Here is a 19,071-nt window from a genome sequence, read left to right as displayed (position 1 = left end):
CTAGGGTTCCTACACCCTGTCACCACTCTCGCAGTGACAACGAAAAGCCTACCCCTGCAACCCAACGCCCACCAGTTCATGAAAACCGCCGCAACTCGAAGGAAACGTCCGAGGCCTTCGCCCGGAAATTTCACACCGACTCTGCCAGCAAAAACTCCAATAACGCCGATTGCGACGATTCTTCCGACACTGCAACCCGGAAAAACTGCCTGACCTTGCAGCGCATAACAGCCTCGGGAAATGCCTCGTACAACGCCGGATGTTCCTCGCTCAGCCACTGCACAGCATTGCTGACCTGAACCTCATCACCATTCAAGGCCAACACCGAATCAGGCACCGTCCACCAAGGAAACACCCGCCCCGAAACCTGTGCCCTGCCCCCGATATCAACAGGCTGACCATTAATGAGTCCGCGCGCGACCACTGGCAACAGCTGCGCCGATTCCACTTCTTCAGACTGCAGGATCGGCAACAGAAACCGCCCATCCCAAAACCGGAAAAACACAGCCTTCCCGTCTGGCATCAACACTTGCGTCAGGCTGCGAAAATGCTCGACCACCACTTCAAGGCTCGCCGAAGACACCGCCAACCAACCCCATTCGCGGGACTCGGTAGTCGCCACCCAATCCAGAAACTCACTGTCCGCCGCGACAATTCCCACGAAGGGCATCACCGCATCCCACTCGGCGTAGATCGTGTCCGCCCAAACCGGGCTCGGCGCCAACTGCAACGGCGGCTTGGCAGCGCTGGCATTACTGAAAATCGCGAACAACTGCTCCGACGGTTTCAGCGGCTCACGCGCCAGCCATGCGTGCGGATCAAGACATTCAGGCTGCACAAACACCCTCCTTGCAGCGCTCACACTCTTCGCAGAATGGCGCGTCACCTTTGAGACTCATGATCTGCGCGGCCGTCAGCATCTCTGCCGGGGCCGCCACCAAATTCTCCGGCAGCCCCGGCACACTCGGCGCCGCGCTCATCGCCGCCATCGGCGCGCCACCCACCACAATCGGTACGCTGCTGAAAATTCCGCCGGGGCCGATGTTGATCCACTGCCCGCCCGCCTGAATCGTCGCGCTGGCGCCGCCATCGATGACCACTTGCTGACCGGCGCTGACGTGGAATTGCGCACTGGCGCTAGTCGCCTGATTGCTCACGCGGATATGCCGATCGCCAACAACCGTCAGATGATCGTCCCGCCTCACTTCGGTCTGGCGCTGGCCGTGGGTGATGCGTTGTTCGTCAGCCTTCAACTCATGCCTGGCGATGCCGGTGACGACGATGCTGCGCTGGTTGTCGACCTGCACTTGTTGATCATTCAACACATGCTGAGTCCAGTTGCGCTGGGCGCGCAGGTAAATTTCCTCGGCGCCTTTTTTGTCTTCAATGCGCAGTTCGTTGTAGCCGCCACCACCGGGGCTGCTCTGGCTGCGGAAGATGCTGCGGGTCTTGTCAGCTGGCAAGTCCAGTGGCACCGGGGTCGCTGCGTTTGGCAGACACCCCATCACCAGCGGTTTATCCGCGTCGGCATCGATGAAACCGACCAGCACTTCCATGCCGACCCTTGGAATCAACACGCTGCCGTAACGATCGTGAGCCCAGCCAGTGGCAACTCGCAGCCAGCAACTGGCGTGCTCGTTGAGCTCGCCGTCGCGATCCCAGGCCAGTTGCACCTTGACCCGACCGTACTCATCGCAGTGGATTTCGCTGTCCTGCGGCCCGGTGACGACGGCCGGTTGATAGCCGAGCATCCGTGGCTTTTCGGGCCCCAAGGCTGGACGAAAGAACACGTCCCACGGCGTCGCGAGAAAGGTATTACGGTAACCACGGAATTCTTCCCCATCGCTGGTCACCGATTCCTCCAGCACTTGCGGCTGCCGACCACGGTGTTCGATGGCGGTAAGCAGCCACAGATCATTCCACTCCTGACGCGGATGCTCGGTCAGTTGCAGGAAATGTCCACAAGCCAGTGCGGATTCATCGCTGATGCCTTCGGCTTGACGGTAATCGGCGATATGGCGCTCAAGTGCACGCTGGGCGAGGTGCTTGCCGGTTTCACGGTCGTTGAATTGGCCGGGAAAGCGGTAATCCTCCAGCACCGGGTTCTGTTCGCCGTCGATGCGACTCTGCAGTTGCAAGCGCGGCTTTTCGAAGTTGTAGTCGCGCCGGGTGACCACACTGGTACGAGTTTGCACGCGAACATTGAAGCGCTGAATCGCCGGCGCCCCGCCTGCCATGCCAGTGCCCGGCAAATAAAGGGTCGGTTCGGCCAGGCGCGGGAACACCGTTTGATCGTCGCCGAACACCAACAGGTGGCCTTCGGGACTGTGCTGAAAATGGTAGTGAATGCCGACTTCGGCGCACAGGCGCTGGATAAACGCGAGATCACTCTCTGCGTATTGCACGCAATATTCGCGCACCGGGTATTCGCTGCCGAGGCGAAATTCGAAGGCATCGCGCAGGATCGCGTGGTCCTTGAGAACCTGCGCAACGATCTGCGGCACGCTCTGGTGCTGGAATATCCGCTGATTGATGCGGTGCCCGAGGTACGTCAGACGCGGGACAAGGCTCAGGTGATAACGAGTAAGACGTTTCCCGGAGTCGCCCTGTCCGACCTGATAGATCTGACCGTGAATACCGGAACCATCCGCAGCAAAGCTCAGAAACGCCTGACGGTGCAGCAGGCTTTCGAGGTCCAGGTCCGGCCGCTCACTGACCAGCTCCAGCTCGAAGCGATAGGGTTTGCTGATGGCTTCCGTGCCCGTGAACTCAAGGACTTTGAGGTCGTGCGGGGCGCCTTCGAGGGTCAACGTGAAACGCGGTTGATTGGCAGGCGCGAACATCCGATGTCTCTCTGCAGAATGAAGGGCGGGCGATTCTGCATGAGAGGCAAGGGAGGCTGGGTGGGTGACGGAAAAATCAGATTTGCCCTACTTTGACCGTCTAAATACCCTACTCAAATTGCCGCATCCAACTACAGACAGATTCCTCGAACCCTGCACCTAACCCTGTGGGAGCTGGCTTGCCAGCGTAGGGGCCAGCACATTCAACAGATGCAGTGACTGGCAAACCGCCATCGCTGGCAAGCCAGCTCTTACAGGGTTTCCAGTGTTCTATAGAAAACACGGGCACAAAAAAACGGCCCGCCTCCTTATGGGAGACGAGCCGTTTTTAGTGAGCTTCAGCTCAGAACAATCACTTGTTCAGGTTGTAATCTTTTTCTGCCGCTTCGAAACGCTGCACCATGCCAGCCGTCGGTTTACCGAGCTTGCTGACGATGTAGATGACCAGGCTGGCGAGGATGAAGCCCGGGATGATTTCGTACAGACCCATCACGTCCAGCTGCTTCCAGGCGACCACGGTGATCGCGCCGACCAGAATACCGGCCAGTGCGCCGTCACGGGTCATGCCTTTCCAGATTACCGAGATCAATACAACCGGACCGAATGCTGCACCGAAACCGGCCCAGGCATAGCTGACCAGACCCAGTACCTGGTTTTTCGGGTTAGCGGCCAGTGCGATGGCGACCAGTGCAACCAGCAGCACCATGGCGCGACCGACCCAGACCAGCTCTTTCTGCGAAGCGGTCTTGCGAATGAACGCTTTGTAGAAGTCTTCAGTCAGGGCGCTCGAGCACACCAGCAACTGGCAGCTCAGGGTGCTCATGACAGCCGCGAGGATGGCCGACAGCAGAACCCCGGCAACCCATGGGTTGAACAGCAGTTTGGCCAGTTCGATGAACACGCGCTCGTGGTTCTCGGTCACAGGACCCGCTACTTCCGGGTGCGCCGAGAAGTAAGCAATACCGAAGAAGCCCACGGCCACGGTACCGCCCAGGCACAGGATCATCCAGGCCATGGAGATGCGACGCGCCTTGGCAATCGATTTGACCGAATCAGCGGCCATAAAACGCGCAAGGATGTGCGGCTGGCCGAAGTAGCCCAGACCCCAGCCCAGGAGCGAGATGATGCCGATGAAGGACGTGCCTTTGAGCATGTCGAAGTTGCTTGGATCTTGTGCTTCGATCGCCAGGAACGTGGTATCGACGCCGCCGGTGGCCAGCAGCACGATAATCGGCGTCAGGATCAGCGCGAAGATCATCAGCGTGGCTTGTACGGTGTCAGTCCAGCTCACCGCGAGGAAACCACCGACGAAGGTGTAGGCAATCGTTGCCGCAGCACCGGCCCACAGCGCAGTCTCGTAGGTCATGCCGAAAGTGCTTTCGAACAGACGGGCGCCAGCGACGATGCCCGAAGCGCAGTAAATGGTGAAGAACACCAGAATCACAACGGCCGAGATAATCCGCAGCAGGCCGCTTTTGTCTTCGAAACGGCTGGAGAAGTAATCAGGCAGTGTCAGTGCGTCGCCGTTGTGCTCGGTCTGCACGCGCAGACGGCCGGCAACGAACAGCCAGTTCAGGTAGGCACCGATGATCAGGCCGATGGCGATCCAGCTTTCGGAAAGACCGGACATATAGATGGCGCCCGGCAGGCCCATCAACAACCAGCCACTCATGTCGGAAGCACCGGCAGACAGAGCAGTCACGACGCTGCCCAGGCTACGGCCGCCCAGAATGTAGTCAGAAAGGTTGTTGGTGGAGCGATAGGCCATGAGACCGATCAGCACCATTGCTGCGATGTAGATCACGAATGTGATCAGGGTTGGATTACTTACGCTCATTGAGTTACGCCCTGGCTTTGTTTTTATGTAGCGGCGGTGGTGAACCGCTCGCAAACGACGACGTTTGGCAGACGATCCGGGATCCCGCGCATTTAAGACTGATGTTTCCCCAGGAAAGCCATCAGCCGGGTACATCGGGAATTCCGGTTGCACCTTGGGCGCGAATGCTATGCAACAAATCAAATAAGGTGCAACCAGTTTCGCGAGAATAAGTTGCACCTAGTCGGATTTATCGACGACGACCCCGTTTTTGCTCCCTTTTGTAACAGTTATGGCCTGTTGCTAGAAGCAAAAGCACCAAACAGGAGCAGCACTTTCGTACCAGAAAATATTTCCTGACGAGCTGCCTATATTTCCGACAAAAAAAGGGTTGCACCCGGTTGCACCTCATTCGGCGCACGGCTAATCTTGCCGCCAGCTGATGCCACGCAACTGTGGCAACCATGAGGATAAAAATATGGCTACCACCACCCTTGGGGTCAAACTCGATGACCCGACCCGCGAGCGCCTGAAGGCCGCCGCAACCTCGATTGATCGTACGCCGCACTGGCTGATCAAGCAGGCAATTTTCAATTACCTGGAAAAACTCGAGGGTGGTGCAACCCTGACCGAGCTGAACGGCTTGTCCGCCAAGGACGCCGACGACTCGGGCGAAGTCCACAACGATCACGCCCACCAGTGCTTCCTTGAATTCGCTGAAAGCATTCTGCCGCAATCGGTGCTGCGCGCCTCCATCACTGCCGCTTACCGCCGCCCTGAGCCGGAAGTGGTACCGATGCTGATCGAGCAGGCTCGCCTGCCGGTCGCAATGGCCGAAGCCACCAACAAACTCGCGGCGTCCATCGCAGAAAAACTGCGCAACCAGAAAAGTGCCGGCGGTCGTGCAGGCATTGTTCAAGGTCTGTTGCAGGAATTTTCCCTGTCGTCCCAGGAAGGCGTGGCGCTGATGTGCCTGGCCGAAGCGCTGCTGCGTATCCCGGACAAGGGCACTCGCGATGCGCTGATCCGCGACAAGATCAGCACCGGCAACTGGCACCCGCACTTGGGCAACAGCCCGTCGCTGTTCGTCAACGCCGCCACCTGGGGTCTGTTGCTGACCGGCAAACTGGTGTCGACGCATAACGAAGCCGGCCTGACTTCGTCGCTGAGCCGCATCATCGGCAAGAGCGGCGAGCCGATGATCCGCAAGGGCGTCGACATGGCCATGCGCCTGATGGGCGAGCAGTTCGTGACCGGCGAGACCATTGCCGAAGCACTGGCCAACGCGAGCAAGTTCGAAACCAAGGGCTTCCGCTACTCCTACGACATGCTCGGTGAAGCAGCGCTGACCGAGCACGACGCGCAAAAGTACCTGGCGTCGTACGAACAAGCGATCCACTCGATCGGCAAAGCCTCTCACGGTCGTGGCATTTATGAAGGCCCGGGCATCTCGATCAAGCTGTCGGCACTGCACCCGCGTTACAGCCGTGCGCAGTACGAGCGCGTGATGGAAGAGCTGTACCCGCGCCTGCTGTCGCTGACTTTGCTGGCCAAGCAATACGACATCGGCCTGAACATCGACGCTGAAGAAGCTGACCGTCTCGAACTGTCGCTGGATCTGCTCGAGCGCCTGTGCTTCGAACCGCAATTGACTGGCTGGAACGGCATCGGTTTCGTCATCCAGGCTTACCAGAAGCGCTGCCCGTATGTGATCGACTACGTGATTGACCTGGCTCGCCGTAGCCGTCATCGCCTGATGATCCGCCTGGTGAAAGGCGCGTACTGGGACAGCGAAATCAAGCGCGCCCAGGTCGAAGGCCTGGAAGGCTACCCGGTCTACACCCGCAAGGTGTACACCGACGTTTCCTACATCGCTTGCGCACGCAAACTGCTGTCGGTGCCGGAAGTCATCTACCCGCAGTTCGCTACGCACAATGCCCACACCCTGTCGGCCATTTACCATATTGCCGGTCAGAACTATTACCCCGGCCAGTACGAATTCCAGTGCCTGCACGGCATGGGCGAACCGCTCTACGAGCAGGTTGTAGGCAAAGTTTCCGAAGGCAAACTGAACCGTCCGTGCCGCGTGTACGCACCGGTTGGCACTCACGAAACCCTGCTGGCGTACCTCGTGCGTCGTCTGCTGGAAAACGGTGCGAACACCTCGTTCGTCAACCGCATCGCCGACCAGTCGATTTCGATTCAGGAGCTGGTGGCCGATCCGGTGGCTCAGATCGAGCAGATGGCGACCGTGGAAGGTGGCTTCGGCCTGCCGCATCCGCGTATCCCGCTGCCGCGTGACCTTTATGGTGCCGAGCGCGCCAACTCCAGCGGCATCGACATGGCCAACGAACACCGTTTGGCGTCGTTGTCCTGCGCTTTGCTCGCCACCGCACACAACGACTGGAAAGCCGCGCCGATGCTCGGTTGCGCTTCCAGCACCGAAACGCCTGCGCCAGTGCTGAACCCTGCGGATCACCGTGATGTGGTCGGCCACGTGCAGGAAGCTACGGTTGAAGACGTCGACAACGCTATTCAATGCGCCCTGAACGCTGCGCCGATCTGGCAGGCCACCCCGCCCGCTGAACGTGCCGCGATTCTGGAGCGTGCCGCTGATTTGATGGAAGGCGAGATCCAGCCGCTGATGGGCCTGTTGGCTCGCGAAGCCGGCAAGACGTTCGCCAACGCCATCGCCGAAGTCCGCGAAGCTGTCGACTTCCTGCGTTATTACGCGGTGCAGGCACGCAACGACTTCAGCAATGACGCCCACCGCCCACTGGGCCCAGTGGTGTGTATCAGCCCGTGGAACTTCCCGTTGGCGATCTTCAGCGGTCAAGTCGCCGCCGCTCTGGCTGCCGGTAACCCGGTACTGGCCAAACCGGCCGAACAAACCCCGCTGGTGGCGGCTCAGGCTGTGCGCCTGATGCTCGAAGCCGGGATTCCGGAAGGCGTGCTGCAACTGCTGCCGGGTCGCGGTGAAACCGTCGGCGCAGGCCTGGTCGGTGATGATCGCGTCAAAGGCGTGATGTTCACAGGCTCCACCGAAGTCGCGCGTCTGCTGCAACGCAACATCGCCGGTCGCCTCGACAACCAGGGTCGTCCGATTCCGCTGATCGCCGAAACCGGTGGCCAGAACGCGATGATCGTCGACTCGTCTGCTCTGACTGAACAAGTCGTGATCGACGTAGTGTCCTCGGCGTTCGACAGCGCTGGTCAGCGTTGCTCGGCCCTGCGCGTACTGTGCTTGCAGGAAGATTCTGCTGATCGCGTCATCGAAATGCTTAAAGGTGCCATGGCTGAATCCCGTCTCGGTAACCCTGAGCGTCTGTCCGTGGACATTGGCCCGGTGATCGACGCCGAAGCCAAGGCCGGCATCGACAAGCACATCCAGGGCATGCGCGACAAAGGTCGCAACGTGTACCAGGTGGCTATCGCTGACACCGAAGAAGTCAAACGCGGCACCTTCGTCATGCCGACCCTGATCGAACTGGAAAGCTTCGACGAGTTGCAACGCGAGATCTTCGGCCCGGTGCTGCACGTGGTTCGCTACAAGCGCAAAGAGATCGACCAGTTGATCGGCCAGATCAACGCTTCCGGTTATGGCCTGACCCTCGGCGTGCACACCCGTATCGACGAGACCATCGCCAAGGTGATCGACAACGTCAACGCCGGTAACGTCTACGTCAACCGCAACATCGTCGGTGCCGTGGTCGGCGTGCAGCCGTTCGGCGGCGAAGGTTTGTCGGGTACCGGCCCGAAAGCGGGTGGCCCGCTGTACCTGTATCGCTTGCTGTCGACACGTCCGACCGATGCTATCGAACAATCCTTCGCTCGCGGTGATGCTGCCGTAGCCCCGGACGTTCGCCTGCGTGACGCCCTGAGCAAGCCGTTGACTGCCCTTAAAGCCTGGGCTGACAGCAACAAGTTCGCTGACCTGAGCACCCTGTGCGCTCAGTACGCCGCGCAATCGCAAAGCGGCATTACCCGCGTGCTGGCCGGCCCGACCGGTGAGAAGAACAGCTACGCGATCCTGCCGCGTGAACACGTGTTGTGCCTGGCGGATGTTGAAGGCGATCTACTGACCCAACTGGCCGCGGTATTGGCTGTAGGCGGTTCGGCGGTATGGCCAGAGTCCGACATCAGCAAGGCATTGTTCGCACGTCTGCCGAAGGAAATTCAGGCGCGGATCAAACTGGTAGCCGACTGGAACAAAGACGACGTGGTATTCGATGCCGTTCTGCACCACGGCCATTCGGACCAGTTGCGCGGCGTTTGCCAGCAGATTGCCAAGCGTGCCGGCGCGATCGTTGGGGTTCAGGGCTTGTCCCAGGGCGAGACCAACATTGCGCTGGAGCGTCTGGTGATTGAGCGCGCGTTGAGTGTTAACACCGCTGCGGCGGGTGGTAATGCGAGTTTGATGACCATCGGTTAAACCGCTGCAAATCCAGGCGCCCGCAACGGTCGCCTGGAATGCAATTCCCCTGTGGGAGCGAGCCTGCTCGCGAAGACGGCGTGTCAGTCGACATCAATGTTGCCTGACCCACCGCTTTCGCGAGCAGGCTCGCTCCCACAATTGTTTGGGGTGTTTGTTAAGTCGGCGCTCTGGCCCAACATCACGCTTATCAATCATCCTGTTCAGCCTTTATCAGCAAGCCTAGACTCGGCCCAACCCCAATTTCAGGTAGGCCGCCATGTCCGAGACGCTGCTCAGTTCCCGCAATCTGGCTTTCGAGCTGTATGAAGTCCTTGATGCCGAGGGCCTGACCCGGCGTGAGCGCTTTGCCGAGCACAACCGCGAGACCTTCGATGCCGCCATTGGCACAGCTCGCAACATTGCCGAGAAATACTTCGCGCCGCACAACCGCAAGGGTGACGAGAACGAGCCGCGCTACGAGAACGGTCAGGCGATTCTGATTCCCGAGGTGAAACCGGCGGTGGATGCTTTCCTCGAAGCCGGATTCCTCAACGCTGCAAGAAGTTTCGACGCCGGCGGCATGCAACTTCCTACCCTGCTGTCGCAAGCCTGCTTCGCGCATTTCCAGTCGGCCAATGCTGCTTCGACTTCGTACCCGTTCCTGACCATGGGCGCGGCCAACCTGATCGAAAGCTTCGGCACGGATGAACAGAAGCAGCGCTTCCTGCAACCGATGATCGATGGCCGTTTCTTCGGCACCATGGCCCTGACCGAGCCGCACGCGGGCTCTTCGCTGTCGGATATTCGCACCCGCGCCGAGCCTGCGGCCGACGGCAGCTATCGCCTCAAAGGCAACAAGATCTTTATTTCCGGCGGTGATCATCCGCTCTCGGAAAACATCGTGCACATGGTGCTGGCCAAGCTGCCAGACGCGCCGCCGGGGGTAAAAGGTATCTCGCTGTTCATCGTGCCGAAGTTTCTGGTCAACGATGATGGCACCCTGGGCCAACGCAACGATGTGCTGCTGGCCGGGCTATTCCACAAGATGGGCTGGCGTGGCACGACGTCTACCGCACTGAACTTCGGCGATAACGGTGAATGTGTCGGCTATCTGGTCGGTGAAGCGCATCGCGGTTTGAGCTACATGTTCCAGATGATGAACGAGGCGCGGATCGGCGTTGGCATGGGCGCGGTGATGCTCGGTTACGCCGGTTACCTGTATTCGCTGGAGTACGCTCGGGAACGTCCGCAAGGCCGGGTGCCGGACAGCAAGGACCCAACCACTGCGCCCGTGGCGATCATTCAGCACGCCGACGTCAGACGCATGCTGCTGACGCAAAAGTCCTACGTCGAAGGTGCCTTTGACCTCGGGCTGTATGCGGCGCGGTTGTTCGATGACACCACTACACTTGAAACCGAAGCCGAGCGCAAGCACGCCCATGAACTGCTGGATTTACTGACACCCATCGTCAAATCCTGGCCGTCGGAGTTCTGCCTCAAGGCCAACGAACTGGCGATCCAGATTCTCGGCGGCCACGGTTACACCCGCGAATACCCGGTTGAGCAGTATTACCGCGATAACCGTTTGAATCCGATTCACGAAGGCACCCACGGCATTCAGTCGCTGGACTTGCTCGGGCGCAAACTGGCGCAGAACGGTGGGGCAGGCTTGAAGCAACTGGTGCGGCTGATCGCCGACACCGCTGAACGCGCTGTTGCGTACCAATCGTTGACCGCACTGCGTGAGCCGTTGGAAAAACTGGTGGCGCGCCTGCAAGTGGTGACCATCGGTTTGCTGACCGATCTTGCCCAGGGCAAGGTCAACAGCAGCCTGGCGAATTCGGCGCTGTATCTGAAAGTGTTTGGCCACACGGTGATTGGCTGGCGCTGGCTGGAGCAGGCTATTCGCGCCGAGGAAGGCTTGGCCAAGGGCAATGCCGCGGACGCCGACTTCTATAAGGGCAAGTTGCAGGCGGCGCGGTATTTCCTGACGTGGGAAGTGCCGGGCTGTCACCACGAGTTGGCGTTGCTGGAGGCGCGGGATGATACGTGCCTGGCGATGCAGGATGAGTGGTTTTAAAGGCTGACCCTCGGCACAACATTACTGCGAATTGCAGATTTGAACGCTGGCCCGCCGAGCGGGCCTGAGCGCTCTGAACAAGAGCGCTCTTTCGAGGCGGCATTGGCCAAAGGCCCCATCAGCCCTGATTGATGGTCTTGGCGATGGTGTCGACCGTGGCGCTGACTTGCTCTTGGTAACGGTCGAGTTCTTGCTGGTGCTGTTTCTTCATTTCGATCTGCTGCGAACACAGATTCATCGCCGCCAGCACCAGCAGGCGGTCGCCGATCAGCGTCGGGTATTTCCTTTTGGTGTCCGCCAACGCGGCCTTGAGCATGAGTGCGGCGTCCAGCAGGGTCTGTTCTTCCCCGGCCGGCGCCTTGATCGAATAGTCCTCCCCAAGAATGGAGACAACTTTTACCCCTGCTGTGTGGTGGCTCATGCGCTGACAGGACCTGCGTTGACGCGATCAACCAGGGCTTGAATGCGCGCGGCGGTGGCGCCGTGTTTTTCTTCCTGTTCCATCAGGTTCAGTTGCAGGCTTTCGTTTTCATCCTTGGCCTGGGCCAGTTCCGTGGCCAGGGTCTGGTTGGTTTGCGAAAGGGTCTGGTTCTGTTGCACCAGGTCGCTGACGAGCTGTTCCAACTGGCTGAGGGATGCTTCCAACATTTTGATCTTCCAAGCGTTTTTCAAAGGGCGCGTACGATAAAGAAAAGTCGTCGTGGACGCTAGGTTTAAACCGGCGCAAAGCCTTGATTTTCCTGACGGCCGACCGTTCTCGCGAGTTTAAAAGACTGTGATCTGCCAATCTGGTTCCTGCACTTCGTCGCTCAATGCGGGGTGCGACAAATACGCACATGAACTAAAGAGTTCATTTGCTTGACCGATAAGTCATGCATTAGCAGTCTCAGCCCGCATGGATGCGGCCCTTTTCGGTATCCGCCCATGTCCCTCCGCAATATGAATATCGCCCCCCGGGCGTTCACTGGTTTCGCCCTGATCGGCGGCCTGATGTTGATTCTCGGTGTGTTCGCCCTGAACCAGATGGACAAAATCCGCGCGGCAGGCGAAGACATCGCCACCGAGAGCGTGCCATCGATCAAGGCCCTGGACGAATTCACTCAACTGACGCTACGCCTTCGGGTGCTGTCGTATCGCTTGCTGATCAACCGTGAACCGGACGTCCAGCAAAAAACCTTCGAGCTCTTCGAACTGCGCAACAAGCAGATCGCCGACGCGCAACGCGCCTATGAACCGTTGATCGACGGCCCACAGGAACGCTCGGCTTACGACCAGTATGTGCAATTGCTCGCGCAGTACCGCCAGTTGGAAGACAGGATGAAAACCCTGTCGCGCAACAACCAGATCGATGAACTGCGGCAGATGCTCAATAGCGACTTGCTGAGCAATTCGGAAGCGGTGAATGCCGCGTTGGCGCGCTTGCTGGAAATCAACACCCAGCAAATCGCCGAAACTGATAAAGATGCGTCTGACCAGTACTCCATGTCGTTCAACCTGGTGGTCACTCTGCTGATCATTGCCAGCGGCCTGACTATGCTGTTCGCCTGGTTGCTGACCAACAGCATCACCAAGCCAATCTCCAAAGCACTGGAAGCGGCAGAGACCATCGCCGAAGGTAACCTGACGCAGCCGATCCACGTCGACGGCAGCGACGAAGCCGGACGCCTGCTGGCGGCGATGGCCAAGATGCAATCGAAGCTGCGTGACACCCTGCAGCGGATTTCCGGTTCGGCCACGCAACTTGCCTCGGCCGCAGAAGAACTCAACAGCGTCACCGACGAAAGCGCGCGCGGCCTGACTCAGCAGAACAACGAAATCGAACAGGCGGCTACGGCGGTCAACGAGATGACCAGCGCGGTCGAAGAAGTCGCCCGCAACGCGGTAAGCACCTCGGAAGCCTCGAAGAATGCCACCACTTCAGCAGGCGACGGCCGTGATCTGGTGCAGGAAACGGTCAGCGCCATCGAACGCATGAGCGCCGACGTGCAGAGCACGGCGAGCCTGATCGGTGATCTGGCCAATGAGTCCCGTGACATCGGCAAGGTGCTGGACGTGATTCGTGGTCTGGCTGATCAGACCAACCTGCTGGCGCTGAACGCCGCGATTGAAGCCGCGCGTGCCGGTGAGGCCGGTCGTGGTTTTGCGGTGGTGGCGGACGAAGTGCGTGCCTTGGCCCATCGCACACAGCAGTCGACCAGCGAAATCGAGCGCATGATCGGCAGCATTCAGAGCGGCACCGAACACGCCGTGGATTCGATGCGCAACAGTACTGAGCGTGCTGAGTCGACGCTGAACATCGCCCGTGGCGCCGGGATGTCGCTGGACACCATCAATACCGCTATCGTCGAGATCAACGAACGCAACCTGGTAATCGCCAGCGCCGCTGAAGAGCAGGCCCAGGTGGCGCGGGAAGTCGACCGTAATCTGGTGAACATCCGCGATCTGTCGGTGCAATCGGCGACCGGCGCGAATCAGACCAGTGCAGCGAGTAACGAGCTGTCGCGGCTGGCGCTGGATCTGAACAATATGGTTGGGCGGTTCAGCCTTTAATCGCCAAGAGCAAAGATCGCAGCCTTCGGCTCCTACATGGGATTGATGTACACCCTGTAGGAGCTGCCGCAGGCTGCGATCTTTTGATCTACCAAAAACCTTTTTGACATCACCACATTTCAACAGGTTAGAATCGCTGGCACGCAGACTGCATGGTCAGTTTGTGCCTGTCTTTACGCTTCTGGAGTACTGCCTTTGAATGCGACGACCATCAACAGCCTGTTCTTGATCGGCGCGTTGCTGGTAGGCGCAAGCATTCTTGTCAGCTCACTCTCTTCCCGGCTCGGCATTCCGATTCTGGTCATTATTCTCGCGGTCGGCATGGCCGCCGGAGTCGATGGCGGCGGGATCATTTTCGACAATTACCCCACGGCTTATCTGGTCGGCAACCTCGCGCTGGCGGTGATCCTGCTCGACGGCGGTTTGCGCACGCGGGTCTCAAGTTTCCGCGTGGCGTTGTGGCCGGCGCTGTCGCTGGCGACGGTCGGAGTCTTGATCACCACCGGACTGACCGGCATGGCAGCGGCGTGGCTGTTCGACCTGAACCTGATCCAGGGCCTGCTGATCGGCGCCATTGTCGGCTCCACCGACGCCGCGGCGGTGTTCTCGCTCCTCGGCGGCAAGGGCCTGAACGAACGGGTGAGCGCCAGCCTGGAAATCGAATCCGGCAGCAACGACCCGATGGCGGTGTTCCTCACCGTGACCCTGATCGACATGCTTGCCAGCGGCCAGACCGGTTTGCACTGGAGCCTGTTGACCCACCTGATCCGCGAGTTCGGCATCGGCGGCGTGGTCGGGCTCGGCGGTGGCTGGTTGATGTTGCAAATGGTCAACCGGATCAACCTCGCTGCCGGCCTGTACCCGATTCTGGTGATCGCTGGCGGTCTGGTGGTGTTTGCCCTGACCAACGCCTTGCACGGCAGCGGTTTCCTCGCGGTGTACCTGTGTGGCCTGGTGATCGGCAACCGCCCGGTGCGCAGCCGTCACGGCATCCTGCACATGCTTGATGGCATGGCGTGGCTGGCGCAGATCGGCATGTTCCTGGTGCTGGGGCTGCTGGTCACGCCACACGATTTGCTGCCCATCGCCTTGCCCGCCCTCGGCCTGGCGCTGTGGATGATTCTGTTTGCGCGACCGTTGTCGGTGATGGTCGGCCTGCTGCCGTTCAAGGCGTTCCATGGCCGCGAGAAAGTCTTTATTTCCTGGGTTGGCCTGCGCGGCGCGGTGCCGATCATTCTTGCGGTGTTCCCGCTGATGGCCGGGCTGCCGAACGCGCAGCTGTACTTCAACCTCGCCTTCTTCATCGTGTTGGTTTCACTGCTGGTGCAGGGAACAAGCCTGCCGTGGGTCGCCAAACTGCTGAAGGTCACCGTACCGCCGGAGCCTGCGCCGATTTCGCGATCCGCACTGGAAGTGCACATCACCAGCGAGTGGGAGCTGTTTGTTTATAAGCTCGGCGCGGAGAAATGGTGCATCGGTTCGCCCCTGCGCGAGCTGAAAATGCCCGAAGGCACGCGCATCGCCGCGCTGTTTCGTGGCCAGCAACTGCTCCATCCGTCGGGTAGTACGGTGCTGGAAGTCGATGATTTGCTGTGTGTTATCGGCCATGAACACAACTTGCCGGCGCTCGGAAAACTGTTCAGCCAGGCGCCGCAACGTGGGCTCGACCTGCGTTTCTTCGGCGACTTCGTGCTCGAAGGAGACGCCCAGCTTAAAGCGGTTGCCGCGCTTTATGGCTTGCCGGCCGAAGGCATCGATCCGGACATGACCCTGGGCACCTTCATTGCCCACAAGGTCGGGGGGGCGCCGATCGTGGGTGACCAGGTGGAGTGGAACAACACCCATTGGACGGTGGCGGTCATGGACGGGAACAAGATTGCTAAAGTGGGCGTCAGATTCCCCGAAGGAAGTCGCCCGGGCCCCGGACTCTTCCTCTAAACTGCGTCCACTATCACTTGCTTGACCGGTCTCTATGCCTACCCTGCGCTCCTTTTTCGTCGCGGCCCTTCTGGGCCTGAGTCTTACTGTCGGCCCGCTGTACGCCGCCGAACCACCGTCGAGCCAATCCGTGCAGGCCAGCCTCGACAAGCTCGCCGACAGTAAACTGCCGGATGCCGATAAAAAGACTCTGCAAACTGTCCTGCAGAACACGCTCAATCATCTGAACAATCAGCGTGATTACGAACAGAAGCTGATCGATCTCAAGCAGCAACTGGCCTCCGCGCCCCGGCAGACCATCGAGAGCACCCGCGAACTGACGCGTCTCAAGGCCACTGCGGTGGTGCCGGTGACCCAGCGTTTCCCCAAGGAGTCGATCCAGCAGCTGGAGCAAATCCTGACGGATCGCTCGACCCAGCAAAGTGATCTGCAAAAAGCCCTGGCCGACGCCAACAGCCTGATCATCACCGCGCAGACTCGCCCCGAGCGGGCTCAGGCAGAAATTTCCGCCAGCCAGACGCGCATTCAGCAGATCAACAACATCCTCAAGTCCGGCAAGGAAGCGGGCAAGACCGTCAGCGCCGAGCAGCGCGACCAGTTGAATGCCGAGCTGGCGGCGCTGAACGCGCTGATACCGTTGCGCCGCCAGGAACTGGCCGGCAATAACCAGTTGCAGGATCTGGGCAACGCTCAACATGACCTGCTGTCCGAAAAATCCGACCGCCTCGACCGCGAGATCCAGGAACTGCAGACCCTGATCAACCAGAAGCGTCTGGCGCAGTCTCAGGAAACCGTCACCCAGCAATCGATCGAGGCACAGAAGGCCGGCAGCAGCAGCCTGCTAGCCACTGAAAGCGCCGCCAACCTCAAACTCTCGGACTACCTGCTCAAGAGTACCGATCGCCTCAACGAAGTCACTCAGCAGAACCTGCTAACCAAACAGCAACTCGACACTCTTACCCAGAGCGACTCCGCCCTCGACGAGCAGATCGCCGTGCTAAAGGGCAGCCTGCTGCTGTCGAAGATTCTCTACAAACAGAAACAGGCTCTGCCACGCCTGAAGGTCGACCGCGATCTGGCGGATCAGATCGCCGACATCCGCCTGTATCAGTTTGATGTCAGCCAGCAGCGTGAACTGTTGAGCAATCCGGCGTCCTATGTGGACAACCTGCTGACTACCCAGCCGCCGGAAGAGATTACGCCGCAGCTGCGCAAAAGCCTGCTGGACCTGGCCAACACGCGCGCCGACCTGCTGGAGCGGCTCAACCGCGAATTGAGCGCGATGCTCAACGAATCGATCACCCTGCAACTCAACCAGAAGCAACTGCTGAGCACCGCGCAAAGCCTGCGCGCGACCCTCGACGAGCAGATGTTCTGGATTCCCAGCAACAAGCCGCTGGACCTGGAGTGGATGCGCGGCGTGCCGGATCGCCTGAAGCGTCAGGTCGATACGTTGCCGTGGGCTTCCAGCCTGAGCGAGTTGACCGACGGTCTGACCCAGCGCCCGTTGCTGTTCCTGCCGCTGGCGCTGCTGATCGGCGCGTTGCTGTGGCGGCGCAAGAGTCTGTATGGGCGCCTGAACAAGGTTCACCAGGACATCGGCCACTTCAAACGCGACAGCCAGTGGCACACGCCGCAGGCGATCCTGATCAATATTCTGCTGGCGATGCCGGTGGCGCTGGGACTGGGCCTGTGCGGTCTGGCCTTGCAGATCGACGCCCGCGGACAGAACGCCAACATGGGCGCGGCGCTGCTGCAAATGGGTCAGGCATGGCTGGTGTTCTACACCGCCTACCGGATTCTGGCGCCGGGCGGCGTGGCCGAATTGCACTTCCGCTGGGAAAAACCCCAGGTCGAATTCCTGCAAGGCTGGGTGCGTCGACTCGGCCTGGTGGTCATGGCACTGGTGGCAGTGGTCGCGGTCGCGGAATTGCAGCCAGCGGCGCTGGCCGACGACGTCCTCGGCATGCCGGTGGTGCTGACCTGCTACGCGTTGATGGCATGGCTGCTCAGCCGTCTGCTGATCAGCAGCCCTACCCACCAAAACACCTCGCTGTTCCGCAAGGCTCTTGGCGTGATGTTTACCCTGCTGCCAATCGCGTTGTTCGTAGCCGTTTGCTTTGGTTACTACTACACCGCGTTGAAACTCAGCGATCGCTTGATCAACACGCTCTATCTACTGATGTTCTGGCTGGTGATCGAAGCCACCTTTGTTCGCGGCCTCAGCGTTGCCGCACGGCGCCTGGCCTACCAGCGTGCCCTGGCCAAGCGCCAGGCCGCGAAAGAGGCCGGCGAGGGCGAAGCCGTCATTGAAGAGCCGACACTGGACATCGAAAAGGTCAACGAACAATCCCTGCGCTTGATCCGTCTGGCCCTGCTCGGCGGTTTCATCGCGGCGCTGTACTGGGTCTGGTCGGACCTGATCTCGGTGTTCTCGTACCTCGACAACATCACCCTTTACGAATACACCAGTGGCACCGGCGCCAACATGAGCATGGTGCCGATCAGCATCGGCGACATGCTTGGTGCGCTGATCATCATTGGCATCACCTTTGCCCTGGCGCGCAACTTGCCCGGCCTGCTCGAAGTGTTCGTGCTGTCAAAACTCAATCTGGCGCAGGGCAGTGCTTACGCGACCACGACGCTGCTGTCCTACGTGATCGCTGGCATCGGCTTCGTCACGACTCTGTCGACCCTCGGCGTGAGTTGGGACAAGTTGCAATGGCTGGTGGCGGCGCTGTCGGTCGGCCTCGGTTTCGGTATGCAGGAGATCTTCGCCAACTTCATCTCCGGCATCATGATTCTGTTCGAACGCCCGGTGCGGATCGGCGACACCATCACCATCGGCAACCTGTCGGGCACGGTGAGCAAGATCCGCATCCGCGCCACGACCATTACCGACTTCGACCGCAAGGACATCATTGTCCCGAACAAGACGTTCATCACCGGGCAACTGATCAACTGGTCGCTGACCGACACCGTCACCCGAGTCACGCTCAAACTCGGTGTCGACTACGGTTCCGATCTGGATCTGGTCAAGGAGCTGCTGCTCAAGGCCGCCCGGGAAAACCCGCGCGTGCTCAAGGAGCCGGAACCGCTCGTGTACTTCCTCAACTTCGGCGAAAGCACCCTCGACCACGAACTGCGCATGCACGTACGCGATCTGGGTGACCGCAACCCGGTGCTTGATGAGGTCAACCGCTTTATCAACCGCGAGTTCAAGAAGCAGCACATCAACATCTCGTTCCGCCAGATGGAGGTTTACCTGAAGAACCTGCATGGCCAGGAATACAAGTTGGTGCCCATCGAAGCGGAGACCAAAACCATCGTGCCGGTTGGCGCCGAGCAAAAACCGCTGCAAGATTCGCCACAAGAGCCTTTGCAAGAGCCGCCACCGACCAAACTCGACTAACCCGGTTAATCCCAGCAG

Annotated in this window: 10 protein-coding genes and 1 pseudogene; 6 read left to right on the top strand and 5 right to left on the bottom strand. The window is 59.8% G+C overall.

All coding sequences use genetic code 11. The annotated features are described in order from the left end of the window. Nucleotides 1-130 precede the first annotated feature (130 nt). The 3 genes from H8B20_RS18290 to putP all read right to left on the bottom strand — a co-directional run bounded on the left by H8B20_RS18290 (nucleotide 131) and on the right by putP (nucleotide 4,680). Nucleotides 131-838, bottom strand: a complete 708-nt coding sequence (locus tag H8B20_RS18290; protein WP_210624110.1) for a DUF4123 domain-containing protein — start codon at nucleotides 836-838, stop codon at nucleotides 131-133. Next, nucleotides 828-2,843: a type VI secretion system Vgr family protein gene (locus H8B20_RS18285; RefSeq protein WP_210624109.1), complete on the bottom strand. Its 2,016-nt coding sequence runs from the start codon at nucleotides 2,841-2,843 to the stop codon at nucleotides 828-830. The genes H8B20_RS18290 and H8B20_RS18285 overlap by 11 nt, the downstream gene beginning before the upstream one ends. A gap of 352 nt (nucleotides 2,844-3,195) precedes the next feature. Then, complete coding sequence (gene putP, locus H8B20_RS18280) at nucleotides 3,196-4,680, bottom strand: sodium/proline symporter PutP (RefSeq protein ID WP_047299443.1); 1,485 nt, start codon at nucleotides 4,678-4,680, stop codon at nucleotides 3,196-3,198. Between the two features lie 457 nt (nucleotides 4,681-5,137). Here putP and putA point away from each other — a divergent pair, with 457 nt between their 5' ends. Next, nucleotides 5,138-9,091 (top strand): trifunctional transcriptional regulator/proline dehydrogenase/L-glutamate gamma-semialdehyde dehydrogenase, encoded by a 3,954-nt coding sequence (putA, locus tag H8B20_RS18275; RefSeq protein ID WP_210624108.1) that lies wholly within the window; start codon nucleotides 5,138-5,140, stop codon nucleotides 9,089-9,091. Between the two features lie 259 nt (nucleotides 9,092-9,350). After that, nucleotides 9,351-11,153, top strand: a complete 1,803-nt coding sequence (locus H8B20_RS18270) for an acyl-CoA dehydrogenase (protein WP_210624107.1) — start codon at nucleotides 9,351-9,353, stop codon at nucleotides 11,151-11,153. Nucleotides 11,154-11,271: 118 nt separating this feature from the next. Here H8B20_RS18270 and H8B20_RS18265 read toward each other — a convergent pair whose 3' ends face one another. Further along, entirely contained in the window at nucleotides 11,272-11,574 is a 303-nt protein-coding gene (locus H8B20_RS18265) for a cell division protein ZapA (protein WP_047299440.1), read from the bottom strand. Further along, entirely contained in the window at nucleotides 11,571-11,801 is a 231-nt protein-coding gene (locus H8B20_RS18260; protein ID WP_210624106.1) for a hypothetical protein, read from the bottom strand. The genes H8B20_RS18265 and H8B20_RS18260 overlap by 4 nt, the downstream gene beginning before the upstream one ends. A gap of 276 nt (nucleotides 11,802-12,077) precedes the next feature. Between H8B20_RS18260 and H8B20_RS28365 the strand changes: the two are divergent. The 4 genes and pseudogenes from H8B20_RS28365 to mscK form a co-directional block, all read left to right on the top strand. Continuing rightward, nucleotides 12,078-12,800, top strand: a pseudogene (locus tag H8B20_RS28365) (MCP four helix bundle domain-containing protein); the annotation flags it as partial. Between the two features lie 30 nt (nucleotides 12,801-12,830). Continuing rightward, on the top strand, nucleotides 12,831-13,703 hold the full coding sequence (locus H8B20_RS28360; protein ID WP_371042268.1) for a methyl-accepting chemotaxis protein: 873 nt from the start codon (nucleotides 12,831-12,833) through the stop codon (nucleotides 13,701-13,703). A gap of 195 nt (nucleotides 13,704-13,898) precedes the next feature. Then, on the top strand, nucleotides 13,899-15,641 hold the full coding sequence (locus tag H8B20_RS18250) for a potassium/proton antiporter (protein WP_150604876.1): 1,743 nt from the start codon (nucleotides 13,899-13,901) through the stop codon (nucleotides 15,639-15,641). A 34-nt stretch (nucleotides 15,642-15,675) separates the two neighbouring features. After that, a complete protein-coding gene (gene mscK / locus H8B20_RS18245) occupies nucleotides 15,676-19,053 on the top strand; it encodes a mechanosensitive channel MscK (RefSeq protein ID WP_210624104.1) in 3,378 nt (1,125 codons plus the stop codon). The last annotated feature ends 18 nt before the right edge of the window (nucleotides 19,054-19,071 follow it).

It is taken from the genome of Pseudomonas sp. P42, assembly GCF_017973755.1.
Lineage (GTDB): Bacteria > Pseudomonadota > Gammaproteobacteria > Pseudomonadales > Pseudomonadaceae > Aquipseudomonas > Aquipseudomonas iridis.
The sequence above is the reverse complement of the archived record's forward strand: the minus strand, read 5'-3'. Positions and strand labels throughout refer to the sequence as shown.

Excerpts from the sequence above, each read along its gene's own strand:
- H8B20_RS18285 (WP_210624109.1), bottom strand. The coding sequence starts at position 2,843 with ATGTTCGCGCCTGCCAATCAACCGCGTTTCACGTTGACCCTCGAAGGC.
- H8B20_RS18265 (WP_047299440.1), bottom strand. The coding sequence starts at position 11,574 with ATGAGCCACCACACAGCAGGGGTAAAAGTTGTCTCCATTCTTGGGGAG.
- H8B20_RS18260 (WP_210624106.1), bottom strand. The coding sequence starts at position 11,801 with ATGTTGGAAGCATCCCTCAGCCAGTTGGAACAGCTCGTCAGCGACCTG.
- H8B20_RS28360 (WP_371042268.1), top strand. The coding sequence starts at position 12,831 with ATGGCCAAGATGCAATCGAAGCTGCGTGACACCCTGCAGCGGATTTCC.
- mscK (WP_210624104.1), top strand. The coding sequence starts at position 15,676 with ATGCCTACCCTGCGCTCCTTTTTCGTCGCGGCCCTTCTGGGCCTGAGT.
- putP (WP_047299443.1), bottom strand. The coding sequence starts at position 4,680 with ATGAGCGTAAGTAATCCAACCCTGATCACATTCGTGATCTACATCGCA.
- H8B20_RS18270 (WP_210624107.1), top strand. The coding sequence starts at position 9,351 with ATGTCCGAGACGCTGCTCAGTTCCCGCAATCTGGCTTTCGAGCTGTAT.
- putA (WP_210624108.1), top strand. The coding sequence starts at position 5,138 with ATGGCTACCACCACCCTTGGGGTCAAACTCGATGACCCGACCCGCGAG.